Below are 16,082 nucleotides of genomic sequence, written 5' to 3'. Positions count from 1 at the left end.
TTCACTAGTCATAAGTCATCCCTCCATGTTTAAAGTAAATCTTCTGGTACTTTCATCACACCACCTGTATTCGCACTTGTCACTAGGGCTGTATAGCGTGCGAGATAGCCAGTTTTAACTTTAGCTTTAAAAGGTTTTAACAGCTTCTGACGACGTTCTAATGTCACTTCATCAATGTGGACTTCAATTTGTCGTTGTACTAAATCAATCGATATGTCATCTCCATCTTCAATTAAGGCGATAGGGCCACCAGCAGCAGCCTCTGGAGAAATATGACCCACCGCAATGCCACGTGTGGCACCTGAAAAGCGTCCGTCTGTAATCAATGCGACATCTTTACCTAAACCTCGTCCGACAATGGATGATGTCGGAGCTAACATCTCTGGCATTCCTGGCCCACCTTTAGGTCCTTCATAACGAATCACAACAACATGACCAGCGCGTACGGTATGGTTATCGATGGCTTGAACAGCTTCATCATGACTATCAAAACAAATCGCTTTACCTTTAAATGTTTTAATCGAAGGATCAACGCCGCCAACTTTAATGACTGCACCGTCTGGCGCAATGTTGCCATATAAAATAGATAATCCACCTTCTTTATCATAAGGACGATCAAGCGGTCTAATGACTTCATGGTTTGAAATCTTATGTCCTTCATAATTTTCACGTAAGGTTTGTCCTGTGACAGTAATTCGGTCAGGATGTAATACGCCATCTTTCTTAAGAAGTTCATTGATAATAGCTGGTACGCCACCTGCATTGTGCACGTCTTCCATTGAATAGGATGAACTTGGGGCGATTTTTGAAAGATAAGGTGTTTTTTTAGCAATTGTGTTAATACGTTGGAGGTCATAATCGATACCAGCTTCGTTGGCGATTGCTAATGTATGTAATACAGTATTAGTTGAACCGCCCATAGCCATATCTAAGGCAAAAGCATCATCTATGGCTTCTCTTGTCACAATATCTCTAGGTTTAAGATCATTCTTAACATTTTCAACAAGTTGTTTGGCTGCTTTACGAATTAAATGACGTCGTTCATCTCCAATTGCTAACGCCGTTCCATTAAATGGTAATGCCAGACCTAGTACTTCCATGAGACAGTTCATGGAATTAGCTGTAAACATGCCTGAACATGAACCACATGTTGGACAAGCGTTTTGTTCCATTTCTAAGAATTCTTCTTTTGTCATCGTACCTTCTTTATAAGCGCCAACAGCTTCAAACATAGAGGATAATGTCAAAGCTTTCCCTTGAGATGATAATCCTGCTTTCATTGGACCGCCCGAACAAAATATAGCAGGTACATTTGTTCGAACTGCAGCAAGCAACATACCAGGTGTGATTTTGTCACAATTAGGTATATAAAACACACCGTCAAACCAATGTGCGTTTACTACAGTCTCAGCAGCATCTGCGATAATCTCTCTACTAGGTAAGGAATAACGCATCCCTATATGACCCATCGCAATACCATCATCTACACCAATCGTATTAAATTCAAAAGGAATGCCACCGGCTTCTCGAATTGCTTCTTTAGCGACATCCCCCAACTCTCTTAAATGCACATGTCCGGGAACGATATCAATATATGAATTACAGATCGCAATAAATGGTTTATTCATATCAGTAGGGGATTGAATTTGTCCTGTAGCGTGTAATAAACTTCGCGCTGGTGCTTGTTGATCACCTTTTTTAATCATGTCACTTCTCATGGAATGACCTCCTAAATATTGATAAACGGATAAAAAAATAAAAAATGCGCCCCAATTTATAATTGGGACGCATTTTGTAAGTCCCATTCAATTAGAAATAGGACTTAAGTCATTAGTAAATTAAATCACTAATACTCCAGTCCTGAGCACATTAATAAGACAATAATATTTAATTGTTGTTTAGCATTATATGGTGTGAATGTCATATTGATGTGCTCCTTCCTTGAATGAGTGTGTATATTCAATATTTTAAATTGATAGAATTGTCTAAAAATTCATGTACCTAATTTACCTTATCCAAATAACGTTGTCAATCATAAATTTGAAATTTCTGAAAATTTATTTATACTTTCTCAAAATAACTCGGTACAGTCAGACGTTAAAAAATTTGTTACAATAGATAAGTAAATCCAATCAGGAGAGAACTAATGATCAAGATAAATAATTTAGATGACTTACAACAGTTTGCAGTGAAACTTACGTCACTATTAACATCGGGCGATGTTATTTTATTAGAAGGTGATCTTGGCGCCGGTAAAACCACGTTAAGTCAAATGGTAGGCCGAGCGTTAGGGGTTAAACGTACAATCAATTCACCTACGTTTAATATCATTAAATCTTATCAAGGTAGTCAGTTGGCATTTCATCATATGGATTGTTATCGTCTAGAAGATTCCGATGAAGATTTAGGATTCGATGAATATTTTGAAGATGATGCCATTACGATGATTGAATGGAGCCAGTTCATTGAAGCATACTTACCAAGTCACTTTTTAAGGTTAACGATTCACGTCATTGATGAAAATACGAGAACGATTGACATAGATGCTGCGGGTGTTCATTTTGAACAAGTGAAGGAGGCGCTAGAACATGATTAGTTTGTTATTGGATAGCTCTAATCAGCCTTTATCAGTGGCAGTCATGAAGAACGATGACGTATTGGCGTCTAAAACGATAGCTGAAAAAAGAAATCATTCTATACAACTGATGCCAACAATAAAAGAATTACTTGATAAAGTGAAGTTAGAACCTAAAGATTTAAACGCGATTATTGTTGCGCAAGGCCCGGGTTCATATACAGGATTAAGAATCGGTGTTACCACTGCCAAAACACTTGCTTATACATTGAATATACCACTGTATGGTGTATCTTCATTAAGTGCTCTTGCAGCAACAGTAGATGATAAATCAGCAACGATTGTACCGATATTTAATGCGCGTCGAGGTTTTGTTTTTGCGGGAGTATATCAATGGCACAACGATTCATTAACATGTGTGATTGATGATCAATATATTGAATTGGCATCATTAATCACTAAAGTAGCATCAATGGACAACGTTGTCTTTGTGGGGGAAGATACAGAGCAATTTGAGGGTGAACTCGAACAATTTTCAATAGTTCCCAATTTACCCCAAGCACATCAAATGTATCTTCTAAAAGGTCAACCAGTCGATGTTCATACATTTGTCCCATCTTACCTAAAATTATCGGAGGCGGAACAAAATTGGATGAATCAACAATCAAACAGCAATTAAATATTCGTCGTATGACGAGTGAAGATGTGAACGCAGTTTTTGAAATTGAACGTATCAGTTTTAATGATAGTTCATGGACGCGTGATGCTTTTTATCATGAATTGAATGAAAATAACTTTGCCCACTATTTTGTAATGGAATATGAAAGTGAAATTATTGCTTATTTAGGTGTTTGGATTGTCGTTGATCAGGCTCAGATTACAACCATTGCTGTGAAACCAATGTATCGTGGTTATGGATTAGGACAACTATTACTTGAATATGTAATGACTTACAGCGCACACATAGCGAACATGATGAGTCTTGAGGTGCGTGTTGAAAATAAAGTCGCGCAACACATTTATCAAAAACTAGGCTTTGAATTTGGAGGACGTCGCGCAAATTATTATGGAGAAGGAGAAGATGCTTTAGTGATGTGGGTGACATTAAAATGACGCAAAACGTTAGAATTTTAGCGATTGAAACGAGTTGTGATGAAACCAGTGTAAGTGTGATAGATAATGGCACACAGCTCATTAGCAACAGTGTATTGAGTCAAATCGATAGTCATAAACGATTTGGTGGTGTAGTACCAGAAGTTGCGAGTAGACATCACGTTGAAAATATGACGCTTATGATTGAAGATGCGCTTCAAAATGCTTCCTGTACGATGGATGACATCGACGCAATTGCAGTGACACAAGGACCCGGGTTAATAGGTGCGTTACTTGTGGGCGTGAATGCAGCTAAAGCATTGGCTTTTGCCCATCAAAAACCCCTCATACCTGTGCATCATATTGCAGGACATGTTTATGCGAATCAATTAGAAGGCACTTTAACGTTTCCGCTGATTGCTTTAATCGTTTCAGGTGGTCATACAGAACTTGTCTATATGAAAGATCACTTGGATTTTGAAATCATTGGTGAGACACGTGACGATGCTGTTGGTGAAGCTTATGATAAAGTGGCACGTACAATTGGTTTACCATATCCAGGGGGTCCTCATGTTGATCGTTTAGCACAAGAAGGAGAAGATACGTATGCTTTTCCGCGTGTGTGGTTAGAAACGGATAGTTATGATTTTAGTTTTAGTGGATTAAAGAGTGCGGTGATTAATAAATTGCATAACTTAAAGCAAAAAGGGGAAACGCCCATCCCTCAAAATGTTGCAACAAGTTTTCAAAACAGTGTTGTAGAAGTACTCGTAGGGAAGGCCATTAAAGCATGTGAGGCTTACCAAGTGAATCAACTTATCGTTGCTGGAGGTGTGGCTAGTAATCATGGTTTAAGATCTGCGTTACTTAAAGCAACTTCTGATAGAGGCATTACTCTTACGATTCCTAAAGCCTCATTATGTACAGATAATGCTGCAATGATTGGTGCGGCTGCTTACCACATTTATCAAAAAGGCATCGTCGCTGATTTAGATTTGAATGGAAAAAGTCAAATGGATATTGAAATGTATCGATCATAAAAAACCGTCCAACAGATTATTTTGAATCTGTTGGGCGGTTTTGTTTTGATGCTTCAAATGATGAAACATATTGTTGAGCTTGTGTATAAATTTCAGCTGGAAATTTCATTATGCGTATCAGTTCCAATGCATTACGTGTATTTGCAGGACCTTCTTTAATTTTATAGTCAAAATGAATGGCGTCTTCGTATATTTGTTCATTGAAATGATAATTCTTAAAATGTGCATCTAACGTATATGTAAGTTCAATATCATGTGTTGCTGCAATCATTTTTAATTGATGAAATTGAGATAAGTATTCCAAAACAGCTGTGGAGGCTGCGATACGTTCTGCCGTATTGGTACCCTTAAATATTTCATCAATAAAATAATAATGTGGTGTTTTAGGGTGAATGTTTAATAAGCGTTTTAAAGATTTTATTTCTGCCATAAAGTAACTATCACCTGTAAGTACATCATCCGCATTTGCCATTGCTGTTTTGACGATACCAGGTTGAAATTCGAATTGTTCAGCAGTCACTGTATTAATTGCTTGCGCTAAAATTAAATTAATCGCTGTGGCTTTCATAAATGTAGACTTACCTGAAGCATTTGAACCCGTTAACAAGACATTATAATCAAAATCAAAGTCATTTGGTACAGCTTCATTGACAAGTGGGTGAACTAATGACGTAAAATGGAAGTTTTTACTAACAGATGGCGTCGTACAATAAGCTTGATGATGGCGCCATTGATCAACAGCTAATAAAGCATCGATTTCACCGACATAACGATAGCATGCATGGATTGTTTCGTGATTCATTTTAAATCGTTTAACTAGCATGTGGTATAAGTGAATATCAATTAAAAACATATATTTAATTAATAAGACAATGTAACCTGGAATCGTCTGCGCTTTTAGAAGCAAAAATCGCCATCGATTTACTTGGTTGAGTTTGTCCAAATCATGCTCAAAGTTAGGGGTAAGCTGTAATTGATTGATTTTATTCGTTGTATGGATAATGCGACCAGTGAAGAATAAACTGTCTACATCTCTATCGACATAATGATTAAACCGCAAACTGACTATATAGTTAATGCATAATGAAATAGGTAAAGCTATAATACTTAACTCAATGTGCCACAAACCTAATAAAATAGAGAGTATAGGCAAAAACGACAACACATAATAAATTGGATGAAAACGATATTGGTAAGATTGCCAATCATAATTAGGATAAGTTTGTTTACCTAATTTAGCGAGTAACATCACAAGTTTATGATGAAATGCTGTGTTTTCTTTAATAGACTTCCAAATTGAGTAATGCGATAGCGAGGATTGAAGCCTTAAAACATGATATAAGTGATTTTCGCCTACCGATGTATAGGTGTAATTTAATGCCTTAAACATATCAAGCATATTTAAATCTGACCAAGTTTTATTATCTACCCAAATTAAGGGAGATTCATCTTGTCCAGTTAAATCAGTATATTTTTTGTAGTAGGTATCGTAAAAAGCAAATGATCGCTCTATATCATCAAATTTAAAACGGTATTTTAAATGTGCTGCAATAGACTTACGGAACTGAATTTTTTGATAGATTTCTGTACCGATGACTACGGTAATCATCCCAATAATTAAAATCATTAAAAATATGAAGTCAGTCATTATAAAAGTACTCCCTTAATGTCATAGAATAATATAAATATACACTATATTTTAATTATTCATTTATCAAAACACAAGTAAAGGTGATAGAAGCTGAAAAGTCAATAGAGAACATGCGTACTTATGCACAACTTGTTAACAACTTGTGTATAAAAAAGAGCCATTTAGAATATTTGTAGTGGATAAACTGTGGGTAAGAGGGGGTTTGTTATTGATATAAAATGTGGATAACTAGGATAACTTTGTGGACAGTTGAATCTATTGGATTTGAAATTACGGGTTCTGTCTATAATATGTGAAGACAAAAAATATCGAAGTATAAAATTATACTCCGATACATGTCGTTAAATGTCATATTCAGTTAACTTATGTTGTAATTCTTCCCATTGTAACATCGTATGTTCTAAGTTTTGTTCGATGGTGCTACGTTCATTTGCAAGTCGTGATGTTTCTTCATAATCATTGATAATATCTTCTGAAGCCATTTGAATATCTAAATGTTCTATTTGACCTTCAAACGTTGCTATGCGCGCCTCATATTCTTCGATTTGACGTTCAAGTTTGCGTTTTTCTCGTCTTATTGTTTTTTGGTCTTGATAGTCAGTAGAAGCTGAATCTTTTGATACGTTCTCAGAAGTTACAGAATGATTTTGGTGTGCTTCTAAAGCTTTTTGTTGTGCTACTTTTTCTAAATAATAAGCGTAATTCCCTTGAATAAATTGACCACCATCTGCATCTAAACTAAATATTTTATTCGCTAATGCGTTAATGAAATAACGGTCGTGAGAAACAAATATGAGCGTGCCCTCAAAATGCGCTAAAGCTTGCTCTAACATTTCTTTGGAATTAATGTCTAAATGGTTGGTTGGTTCGTCAAGGATGAGCACGTTATTGCGTTCTAACATAAGAAGTGCGAGTTGTAAACGTGCTTTTTCACCGCCAGATAAATCATTGATGATTTTTTTTACTTCTTCTTGCGTAAATAGGAAGCGCCCTAAGACTGCTCGAATATCTTTTTCTTGCATGTGTCGATATTGATCCCACACATAATCTAATATCGTTTTATTTGACTTAAACTCTGCTTGTTTCTGATCATAGTAACCAATTTTTAAATTTGAACCCATTTGAATTTTGCCGCTAAGAGAGGTGATTTTTTGTGCTAATGTCTTAATGAGGGTAGATTTTCCAACGCCATTTGGACCAATTACAGCAATACGATCACCTTTTGTAATTTCAAAAGAGATAGGTGCGGTAATGGGGCTGTGATAACCAATTTCAAGATTTTGAATATACATCACGTCATTACCGGTGTTTCTATCAAAATCAAATTGAATGTTTGCACTTTTAGCATCCAGTAATGGCTTTTCAATACGTGCCATTTTTTCTAACATTTTACGACGACTTTTAGCCATGCCACTCGTCGAAGCGCGTGTAATATTCTTATCTACAAATGTTTCGAGACGTTTGATTTCAGCTTGTTGACGTTCATATTCCGCCATGCGTTTTTCATAATATGCATCACGTAATTGGATATATTTCGCATAGTTCCCTTTATAAAGTTTCACCTCACCAAGTGCAACATCATAAACTTGTGTAACAATCTTATCTAAAAAGAAGCGGTCATGTGAAATGATGACAATTGCGCCGTTAAAATATTTCAAATAATCTTCTAACCACTCTGTAGTTTCCATATCTAAATGGTTGGTCGGTTCATCTAATAGAAGAAGATCAGGTTCGCTGAGTAACATTTGTGCAAGTGACAAACGCGTTTTTTGGCCGCCACTAAAGTCGTTTATGGGGCGATAATAATCGTCTTCTGAAAATTTCAACCCATTTAAAACCGTTTTAATTTTACTTTCATATTGATAGCCTTCCATGCGTTCGAACTGGTTAGATAACGTTTCGTAACGATTAAGGTGCTCTTGGTAAGCTTGACTTTCATAGTCTTCCGCGTGTGTACTCAACCAATCTGTTTCTAATTGCATCTTTTGTGCAATTGCCTCAATTTCTTTAAAAGGTTTTGCCATTTCATCAAAAACAGTATTATTCGTATTTAATGTCATCTGTTGTGTTAAATAACCAATCTTTAAACCCTTAATTTTAGAGATATGTCCGCTATCGTAATCATCGACATCAGCAATGATTTTCATCAATGTCGATTTTCCGGCACCGTTACGCCCAACGATGCCAATGTGTTCACCCGTTTGGATTTCAAAATTGACATGACTAAAAATCTCTTCACCGTCAAATGATTTCGAGAGCTGACTTAATTGCATTAGTATCATGTTAAAGCTCCTTTCATTCTTCATTATTGTACAACAAAGTGGAAGGGGTTCAAATAGATTATGTTCCTTTAAAAGCGGTTTTAAGTTATAATGAAAATGAATAAAAGTAGGTGAAATTTTTAACAAAACAATATTAAGTCATAATGTATTTGCAGTTATTTATACAAAATAAAGTAGATAAATCTTTTTATTATAAAATATTTTTAAAGTTGTTATAGCTCATATAACTTTGAGTGTGCGACCTGAAATGGTATGCAAAAGATGGAGGAACGAAAATGACTAAAGAATTAAATAAAATTCCACGTGCGACGCTGAAACGTTTACCGTTATATTATCGTTTTGTAAATAGTCTCAAATCTAAAGGGGCTTCACGTGTCAACTCTAAAGAAATTAGTGAGGGTCTTGGTATAGACTCCGCCACGATTAGACGTGATTTTTCGTACTTTGGTGAACTTGGAAAAAAAGGCTATGGTTACAATATCGACAGTTTATTAGAATTTTTTAAATCAGAGCTAAGTGATGCTGATTTAATTAAAATAGGTGTTGTTGGTGTTGGTCATTTAGGTAAAGCTTTAATTTCTTTCAACTTCCCGATACATGATGATATGTTTATTACTGAAGCATTTGATATAGATCCTGAAATCGTGGGTACTAAAATTGGGGATGTCACAGTGAAATCTATGGATGAAATGAAAAAAGTCATTCAAGATCAAGCCTTAGAAGTAATTATTATTGCGACACCTATCAAAGTTGCACAAAGTGTTACTGATAAAGTTGTAGACGCAGGTGTGAAAGGTATTTTAAATTTTACTCCATCACCTGTTCAAGTACCTAATGATGTGCAAGTGCATCAAATCGATTTAGGTGTCGAACTACAATCCTTGTTATTTTTTATGAAAAATTATGGGTAAATGTAAATAAGCACCATCACATCATGGTGCCGATTGCATTTCAACAGCAATGATCTATGAATATGAAATTGGAGATCGAAGCGTCTGTCGCTTTGATCTTTTTTATTTTGATTCAACCCCTTGATAAAAAATGTGTATTTGCTATAATTCTTATCATAATAATCGGGATAGGAGAGGTATGTATGATTTGGACTATAGTAAGTGGTCTTATAGTAGGGGTACTACTTGGATTTGTAATGCAACGTACACGTTTTTGCCTTACTGGAGGGTTTAGAGATATGTACGTTCAGAAAAATAATAAGATGTTTTATGCATTGCTCATTGCCATAGCGATTCAAGCAATAGGCATTTATATTCTCAACGTAATGGGTGTTATCACAATAGCAAATGAAACGTTTCCAATTATAGGCACAGTAATTGGCTCTTTTATATTTGGTGTCGGTATTATTTTAGCGGGTGGATGTGCTACAGGGACATATTACCGTGCAGGTGAAGGGTTAATAGGTAGTTGGATTGCACTTGTGATGTATGGTTTATTTGCAGCTATTACAAAAAATGGTCTTTTAGCACCACTCATGAATGCGCTCAATAGTAAAACGGTTGCTAATGCAGATATGGCTCAATCTACAGGTATTCCAAACTGGATTTTCTTAATCATATTAGTCACTGTTACGTTGTTTTTCGTGATTAAAACATTAAGAAAACCAAAACCCAAAATTGCGGTGCCACAGCTAAAACAAAAATATTCAGGATTGCGTCATATTTTATTTGAAAAACGGTTCCATCCTTTTATTGCTGCTATTGCAGTTGGTCTAATTGCACTCTTTGCATGGCCGATGTCAGAATCAACAGGTCGTCAAGGTGGGTTAGGCATCACAACGCCATCTTCCAATATAGTGATGTTTTTAACTACAGGTGATATTTCAGTAGTTGACTGGGGTGTATTTTTAGTTATTGGCATCTTTTTTGGCTCTTATATTGCAGCTAGAGGTTCAAAAGAATTTGCGTGGCGTTTACCCGATAAAAAAACGATACGTAATAGCGCTATAGGCGGAATGTGCATGGGCTTTGGTGCAGCAGTAGCAGGTGGCTGTTCTATTGGTAATGGATTAGTAGCAACTGCAGCTCTATCATGGCAAGGTTGGATTGGACTGGCATTTATGATTTTTGGAACTTGGTTCATGAGTTATTTTATGTTTGTGCGCCCTATGAAAGTGGCACAACAACGTCAATCTATCCAATCGAAAACAGTCAGTGTATCACAATAGATAAATTGTAGGAGGAATTAAAATGGTACATGAATTAGGAACAGTAGGAATGGTATGTCCATTTCCATTGATTGAAGCGCAAAAGAAAATGCAAGAATTACCGTTGGGGGATGAATTGAAAATCGATTTTGATTGTACACAGGCAACAGAAGCAATTCCTAATTGGGCTGCTGAAAACGGTTATCCTGTGACAAACTATGAGCAAGTAGGAGATGCTTCTTGGACGATTACGGTTCAAAAAGCCAAGTGATTTTGAGACACCGATTAAATCCTATATGAGATGGGATTTAATCGGTTTTTTCATAAAAATTGATAAAGTTTCAAGGCCGATGTGTGATAAAATAACAAAGAGATAATAAATTCACAAACTGACTTAACCGTAATTGGTTTAGTTTTCAAAAGTGAAATCGTGCCTCAGTATGATATATAAAGAAACTAGTTTTTGATAGTTTAGTCTAAGAAAGTTGAGATAAAATTAGGAAATATACATAAAAAGTACTTTGGTGAGAAACTCTAAGTATTGCTCATCTTAGAAGCGGGTTTAATATGGAATTAAAATTTAAACATCTTACCGCAAATTTTAAAGGAGGAAAAGAATTCGAATGGAACAATGGAGCCGGGAAAAACGTTACCAAAAGTTAGAGGATGTGGATGCTAACGTAATCAATGATCTTAAAGAACGCGTTCAAGCCTCTCCGTATCGACAAGTATTTCATATTCAACCTGAAACAGGATTACTTAATGATCCCAATGGATTAATCTATTATCAGGGGCAATACTATTTATCACATCAATGGTTTCCATTAGGTGCTGTACATGGTTTAAAATATTGGTTTCATTATACCGGCAAGAATTTAGTGAATTTAAAACCATGTGGTCCAATATTAAAACCTGATACGACGTTTGATAGTCACGGTGTATATAGTGGTAGTGCTTTCCAATTTCAAAATCAACTATATTATATGTATACAGCGAATCACCGTACGGCTTCATGGGAAAGACGCAGTTGTCAAATGCTTGCCAAAGTGGATAGTCACGGAGATGTCATTAAATTCGATACGCCGATTATTAGTGGGCCACCTAAAGGATATACACACCATTTCAGAGATCCCAAAGTGTTTCAAAGAGAAGGGTATCTTTATGCATTAATAGGTGCGCAAAGAGAAAATCTTACAGGTACGGTTTTAATGTATAGAACATCACATCCAGAGAAGCCATGGACATTTTTAGGTGAAATCGACACACAATTAAAATCATTTGGCTACATGTGGGAATGCCCGGATTATTTCCAACTTAATGGTAAAGATATTTTGTTATTTTGCCCGCAAGGTATAGATTCAGAAGATAACGCTTATCAAAATGTTTATCAAAGTGGTTATTTAGTAGGCCATCTGAACTTTGAAACTTTAACATTCGAACATGCGCCATTCGTTGAATTAGATGATGGATTTGATTTTTATGCACCACAAACATTTTTAGATGAAGCAAAGCGACGTGTTTTAATCGGATGGATGGGACTACCAGATACAGAGTACCCAACGGATGATGAGGGATGGGCGCATTGCTTAACAGTGCCTAGAATTTTAACGTTGGAGTCGGGGGAACTAAAACAGAAACCGCATATGGATTTACGAAAGTTACGCCAAAATAAAGAAACTGCGTTAGGGTACGCGAATAAATTTATTAAACAATTACACCCATATGAAGGTGAGCAATATGAACTCATTATAGATATTCTTGAAAATGAGGCATCTGCCATTGAATTTCACTTAAGAGCTTCAAAACATGAAGCTACGGTAATTCGTTATGAGTCGAAAACGCAACAAGTGATTTTAGATCGATTTGATAGTGGGAAATTACCGCATCCTGTAGAGGGAACAGCACGAGTAGCACAACTAAAATCAGAGCTTTCTCAACTTAGAATATTTGTGGATACTTCAAGTATTGAAATATTCTGTAATGAGGGTGAGAAAGTGTTATCTTCACGTATTTTTCCATCTAAAGATGCCAATAAAATAAAAGTTGTCACAGACTCTGGTCAAGTATACTTAAAATTGACTAAATATGATATAAAAAAACAAATTGAAGACTAAATAAAATGCCTGATCCAGTTACCATACAATAACTGAATCAGGCATTTGACTGTTGATAAAACAACGTTATTTCTTGATTTTTTTTATATTTCTTACAGACACATAGCAAAATTCATCATTTTTAAAATAAACAATGCGCTCTTTAGCATCAACATGCGTAATGTTATGTCGATTTAACACAAAACTATTATGACATCTAAAAAAACGACCATCAATTTGTGCGAGCTCTCTTAAATTACCATAAAATTCAATTTGCCGATTATCTAAATGTGCAATCAAACGATGTGATTTAGGTGAAGATTCAAAAAACATAACATCATCATAGTTAACATAGACAGAATTACTGCCTTGTTTTAATTCCATTGTTTCTACTGTGTTATCTTTTGTTAATAAATCTAACCGCTTAAGTGCTGTTTCGAGACAATCAATAATTCTCGTACGTAACTCATCAATGTCATCTTTAAAAATAAAATCCATTGCTGCAAGTTTATACACGAAAGTTAAATAGGTTAATTCACTATGACTGGTTACAAAAATAATATTACCTACAGGATCATGTTTTCGAATTTCGCTACCAAGCTTAATACCATTAATATCTGATTCCAATTGGATGTCTAAAAAATAACAACCAATATCAGTCATATTTTTGGATGCCTCAAGTAACGCATAGGGGTCACTAGTAGAAATTTCAATTTCCATAGGCTTTTCTTCAATCATAATGTAATTCTGAATGATGGATTCCATTCGTTCTCTTTGTTTAGGGTCATCCTCACAAATTAAAATTTTCAAACGGGTCACATCCTTACGCATCGTTATTCATGATTTCTAATTTTTGAATGAAATAATGATTTTCAATTGTTGTTTCTAAAAAGACATTATCCTTACTATGTGTAATTTCTTTTAAGGTGGATAACCCTAATCCTCTGTTTTTACCTTTCGTTGAGAAGCCTTCTTGATACAACGTATGTAATTTCGGAAGATTGTCAGGTGCTTTATTCATAATAATAATTAACACGGATTGTTCAGTTTTAATAAATGCGATTTGGATCATAGGAGTTTCAAGATTCATAGAAGCTTCTATCGCATTATCCATAATGATGCCTAGAATACGACTTAAATCAATCATTTCCATGTTGATTTCATTAATTTCATCAGCGACTTCAACACTTATTTCAATTTGACGTTCTTGAGCTTGCAAAATTTTTGTAGTGATAACACCTTTTATCTCTTTGACTTTTAAATTTTCCACACCATTTAATTTCAACGTATTTGCTTCAAAATGATCTTTAAGAGGACTAATGTGTTTATTATAATATGCTTTAAGGCCCTCCAAATCATCCTCACGCAAATACTCTGACATCGTGGATAAAATATTAATATAATCATGTCTAAACTTTCGCATGCGATTGTTTACTTGTTCAACGCGCAGCGTATAATTATAATAATCTTCAATCTCTTGTTGACTTCTACGATAATTAATTTCTCGAGAAGTTGTAATAGTTACCAATAAAAGTATTGCGATAAAAATAGCTACAAATGTAAAGTAAAAGATACCTAAAATTTTAAATTCAGCTACTGAAGAAACATAATCTGGCAAGAAGAAAAACATTGTTAAAAAGAATACTAAAAGACAGATCATTAATGTAACAAGATAAATTTTATTTACATATAACCATGTATACTTTAATTTGCTCATGAGTAATCTAACAACTAAAGCAATAATAACTACCAATAAAGAAAATACAAATATGTATATTATAAATATAACCATATGGTGAATAGTTAGTCCATTGATATAGTAGTAAAACCAGGTGGCTATGAAATCACACACAACTAGAATTAATACACTAGATAAAACTGCTATTAGACCAATAATTTTCTTTTTGTAATAAAAGAAAATTAAATAGCCAATCACTAATGCAAGCAAACTTTGTCTATCAAAAAGTATGAATAGAACTGTAGAAGGGATTACAACCCCAAAATAAAGAGAGATGTAATCCCATTTTTTGTAATGGATTTTTTCAATTATTATAATGTTTACAACTAGAAAGAACAAAAAAGATTGATAGTTAGTAATTACAATAACGTTTAATATTTCCAACTTTTATACACACTCTCTACAATTATTCAGCTTCACTTAATTCATGAGGGACTTCAGGTTCATTAAAGAAACCTGTACAAGGATTGATTCTGGCAAAGTTACCTAGAGACTTGAATAAAACAGTTAATAAGTTTAATAAAGAATCAAAAAATGCCATGATTATTCCTCCTTAGGGAAAAATATTGGTAATAATGTTGAAGCTTGTAAAAATGCACCATATGCAATTAAAAAATTGAATGGTTGTGGAACGAATAAAACCATCACTACATAAATTGAAATTACTAGTAATGATTTAATCTTCAATGATTTCTTACGTCCTAATTTGATTGGTTGTTTGCGTGTTGCTGCAGGAGCATACTTTAATACAATCAACCATCCTAGTATAGTTAAGAATAACATAAACCAGAATGGTATGTCATATTTAACTATTAACCATGGTAAAAATATAAAGAAAATAATATTTTGAACATGACATAATAATGATGTTTTCGCATGGGCTCCGTGTGAGAAGCGTCTTAAAATGAAATACGCTAAGTGAACAGTGAGTGTGTATAAAAAGATATTAAGAAGGATAGCCAGACCGTAAGTTACGATGCCTTTGAAGAGATTAATGATGAACACTTGGATGCCTAGGCGCACTTTGAGATATTCAATGTGATCTAGGTTTTGTTTTTTCTGAAGCTTTAATGCTAGATTGTCAATTGCTGTATCAACGATTCTCATGGCTTTCCCCCTTACTCAATATTATAAAGTACAATTAAAACATTATTCTGTTTTTTGCCTAACTGTCGTTTTATTGTTCCTAACTGTAATTTTAATGTAGAATTCATCAAAAATTAATACAGAAACGGTACATTTAAGCATACAAATGGACAATCTGGGCACTACTTCACACAAGAGGCGATACACATGTTTTAATATAACCATAATCACATTAAGTGGTTCGGTATTACGCCCTTGTGATACCTAAGTGTTTATTAATGCACAGCGTGTTGTATTCTTCGCTCAGCTTACTTCACAAGTGCAACTCTTAAGTCTTGGAATACTTATTAATGAGGAGGTGCTTTAC

General features: G+C 34.8%; 15 protein-coding genes. 8 read left to right on the top strand and 7 right to left on the bottom strand.

Features of this window, described 5'->3' with window-relative positions; translation table 11 throughout:
* Nucleotides 1-29 precede the first annotated feature (29 nt).
* Nucleotides 30-1,718, bottom strand: coding sequence for a dihydroxy-acid dehydratase (gene ilvD / locus GJE18_RS08220; RefSeq protein WP_060551502.1), 1,689 nt, complete (start codon nucleotides 1,716-1,718; stop codon nucleotides 30-32).
* 428 nt (nucleotides 1,719-2,146) lie between these two features.
* Between ilvD and tsaE the strand changes: the two genes are divergently transcribed.
* From tsaE to tsaD, 4 genes are read left to right on the top strand one after another with little or no spacing between them, the layout of a single operon-like run.
* Nucleotides 2,147-2,596 (top strand): tRNA (adenosine(37)-N6)-threonylcarbamoyltransferase complex ATPase subunit type 1 TsaE, encoded by a 450-nt coding sequence (tsaE, locus tag GJE18_RS08215; protein ID WP_060551501.1) that lies wholly within the window; start codon nucleotides 2,147-2,149, stop codon nucleotides 2,594-2,596.
* Entirely contained in the window at nucleotides 2,589-3,254 is a 666-nt protein-coding gene (tsaB, locus tag GJE18_RS08210; RefSeq protein ID WP_107368934.1) for a tRNA (adenosine(37)-N6)-threonylcarbamoyltransferase complex dimerization subunit type 1 TsaB, read from the top strand. The genes tsaE and tsaB overlap by 8 nt, the downstream gene beginning before the upstream one ends.
* 11 nt (nucleotides 3,255-3,265) lie before the next feature.
* Nucleotides 3,266-3,688, top strand: a complete 423-nt coding sequence (rimI, locus tag GJE18_RS08205) for a ribosomal protein S18-alanine N-acetyltransferase (RefSeq protein WP_082624789.1) — start codon at nucleotides 3,266-3,268, stop codon at nucleotides 3,686-3,688.
* Entirely contained in the window at nucleotides 3,685-4,707 is a 1,023-nt protein-coding gene (tsaD, locus tag GJE18_RS08200) for a tRNA (adenosine(37)-N6)-threonylcarbamoyltransferase complex transferase subunit TsaD (RefSeq protein WP_060551498.1), read from the top strand. The genes rimI and tsaD overlap by 4 nt, the downstream gene beginning before the upstream one ends.
* Nucleotides 4,708-4,723: 16 nt before the next feature.
* Here tsaD and GJE18_RS08195 read toward each other — a convergent pair whose 3' ends face one another.
* The gene (locus GJE18_RS08195; RefSeq protein ID WP_060551497.1) at nucleotides 4,724-6,355 is read right to left on the bottom strand and encodes a MutS-related protein; all 1,632 of its coding nucleotides are present in this window, start codon (nucleotides 6,353-6,355) and stop codon (nucleotides 4,724-4,726) included.
* A gap of 344 nt (nucleotides 6,356-6,699) precedes the next feature.
* Nucleotides 6,700-8,640: a ribosomal protection-like ABC-F family protein gene (abc-f, locus tag GJE18_RS08190; RefSeq protein WP_107368935.1), complete on the bottom strand. Its 1,941-nt coding sequence runs from the start codon at nucleotides 8,638-8,640 to the stop codon at nucleotides 6,700-6,702.
* Nucleotides 8,641-8,915: 275 nt separating this feature from the next.
* On the opposite strand from abc-f, the gene GJE18_RS08185 reads away from it, so the two are divergent.
* The 4 genes from GJE18_RS08185 (at nucleotide 8,916) to GJE18_RS08170 (ending at nucleotide 12,912) form a co-directional block, all read left to right on the top strand.
* Nucleotides 8,916-9,551, top strand: a complete 636-nt coding sequence (locus tag GJE18_RS08185; RefSeq protein ID WP_037567012.1) for a redox-sensing transcriptional repressor Rex — start codon at nucleotides 8,916-8,918, stop codon at nucleotides 9,549-9,551.
* A 182-nt stretch (nucleotides 9,552-9,733) separates the two neighbouring features.
* Entirely contained in the window at nucleotides 9,734-10,819 is a 1,086-nt protein-coding gene (locus GJE18_RS08180; protein ID WP_107369008.1) for a YeeE/YedE family protein, read from the top strand.
* Between the two features lie 22 nt (nucleotides 10,820-10,841).
* Nucleotides 10,842-11,069 carry a sulfurtransferase TusA family protein gene (locus tag GJE18_RS08175; protein WP_060551494.1) on the top strand — a complete coding sequence of 76 codons (228 nt, stop codon included), beginning with the start codon at nucleotides 10,842-10,844 and terminating at the stop codon, nucleotides 11,067-11,069.
* 352 nt (nucleotides 11,070-11,421) lie between these two features.
* Nucleotides 11,422-12,912, top strand: coding sequence for a sucrose-6-phosphate hydrolase (locus GJE18_RS08170; protein WP_165886130.1), 1,491 nt, complete (start codon nucleotides 11,422-11,424; stop codon nucleotides 12,910-12,912).
* 66 nt (nucleotides 12,913-12,978) lie between these two features.
* Here GJE18_RS08170 and agrA read toward each other — a convergent pair whose 3' ends face one another.
* From agrA to GJE18_RS08150, 4 genes are read right to left on the bottom strand one after another with little or no spacing between them, the layout of a single operon-like run.
* On the bottom strand, nucleotides 12,979-13,701 hold the full coding sequence (gene agrA, locus GJE18_RS08165; RefSeq protein ID WP_085622894.1) for a quorum-sensing response regulator AgrA: 723 nt from the start codon (nucleotides 13,699-13,701) through the stop codon (nucleotides 12,979-12,981).
* A gap of 13 nt (nucleotides 13,702-13,714) precedes the next feature.
* Complete coding sequence (gene agrC / locus GJE18_RS08160; RefSeq protein WP_165805183.1) at nucleotides 13,715-15,013, bottom strand: quorum-sensing sensor histidine kinase AgrC; 1,299 nt, start codon at nucleotides 15,011-15,013, stop codon at nucleotides 13,715-13,717.
* Between the two features lie 22 nt (nucleotides 15,014-15,035).
* Nucleotides 15,036-15,170 carry a cyclic lactone autoinducer peptide AgrD gene (gene agrD, locus GJE18_RS08155; protein WP_107368992.1) on the bottom strand — a complete coding sequence of 45 codons (135 nt, stop codon included), beginning with the start codon at nucleotides 15,168-15,170 and terminating at the stop codon, nucleotides 15,036-15,038.
* 2 nt (nucleotides 15,171-15,172) lie between these two features.
* Nucleotides 15,173-15,736 carry an accessory gene regulator AgrB gene (locus GJE18_RS08150; protein WP_107368991.1) on the bottom strand — a complete coding sequence of 188 codons (564 nt, stop codon included), beginning with the start codon at nucleotides 15,734-15,736 and terminating at the stop codon, nucleotides 15,173-15,175.
* Nucleotides 15,737-16,082 lie beyond the last annotated feature (346 nt).

The sequence above is a fragment of the Staphylococcus agnetis genome (genome assembly GCF_011466855.1).
In the GTDB taxonomy this organism is placed as follows: domain Bacteria; phylum Bacillota; class Bacilli; order Staphylococcales; family Staphylococcaceae; genus Staphylococcus; species Staphylococcus agnetis.
The sequence above is the reverse complement of the archived record's forward strand: the minus strand, read 5'-3'. Positions and strand labels throughout refer to the sequence as shown.

Excerpts from the sequence above, each read along its gene's own strand:
- ilvD (WP_060551502.1), bottom strand. The coding sequence starts at position 1,718 with ATGAGAAGTGACATGATTAAAAAAGGTGATCAACAAGCACCAGCGCGA.
- tsaE (WP_060551501.1), top strand. The coding sequence starts at position 2,147 with ATGATCAAGATAAATAATTTAGATGACTTACAACAGTTTGCAGTGAAA.
- tsaB (WP_107368934.1), top strand. The coding sequence starts at position 2,589 with ATGATTAGTTTGTTATTGGATAGCTCTAATCAGCCTTTATCAGTGGCA.
- rimI (WP_082624789.1), top strand. The coding sequence starts at position 3,266 with ATGACGAGTGAAGATGTGAACGCAGTTTTTGAAATTGAACGTATCAGT.
- tsaD (WP_060551498.1), top strand. The coding sequence starts at position 3,685 with ATGACGCAAAACGTTAGAATTTTAGCGATTGAAACGAGTTGTGATGAA.
- GJE18_RS08195 (WP_060551497.1), bottom strand. The coding sequence starts at position 6,355 with ATGACTGACTTCATATTTTTAATGATTTTAATTATTGGGATGATTACC.
- abc-f (WP_107368935.1), bottom strand. The coding sequence starts at position 8,640 with ATGATACTAATGCAATTAAGTCAGCTCTCGAAATCATTTGACGGTGAA.
- GJE18_RS08185 (WP_037567012.1), top strand. The coding sequence starts at position 8,916 with ATGACTAAAGAATTAAATAAAATTCCACGTGCGACGCTGAAACGTTTA.
- GJE18_RS08180 (WP_107369008.1), top strand. The coding sequence starts at position 9,734 with ATGATTTGGACTATAGTAAGTGGTCTTATAGTAGGGGTACTACTTGGA.
- GJE18_RS08175 (WP_060551494.1), top strand. The coding sequence starts at position 10,842 with ATGGTACATGAATTAGGAACAGTAGGAATGGTATGTCCATTTCCATTG.
- GJE18_RS08170 (WP_165886130.1), top strand. The coding sequence starts at position 11,422 with ATGGAACAATGGAGCCGGGAAAAACGTTACCAAAAGTTAGAGGATGTG.
- agrD (WP_107368992.1), bottom strand. The coding sequence starts at position 15,170 with ATGGCATTTTTTGATTCTTTATTAAACTTATTAACTGTTTTATTCAAG.
- GJE18_RS08150 (WP_107368991.1), bottom strand. The coding sequence starts at position 15,736 with ATGAGAATCGTTGATACAGCAATTGACAATCTAGCATTAAAGCTTCAG.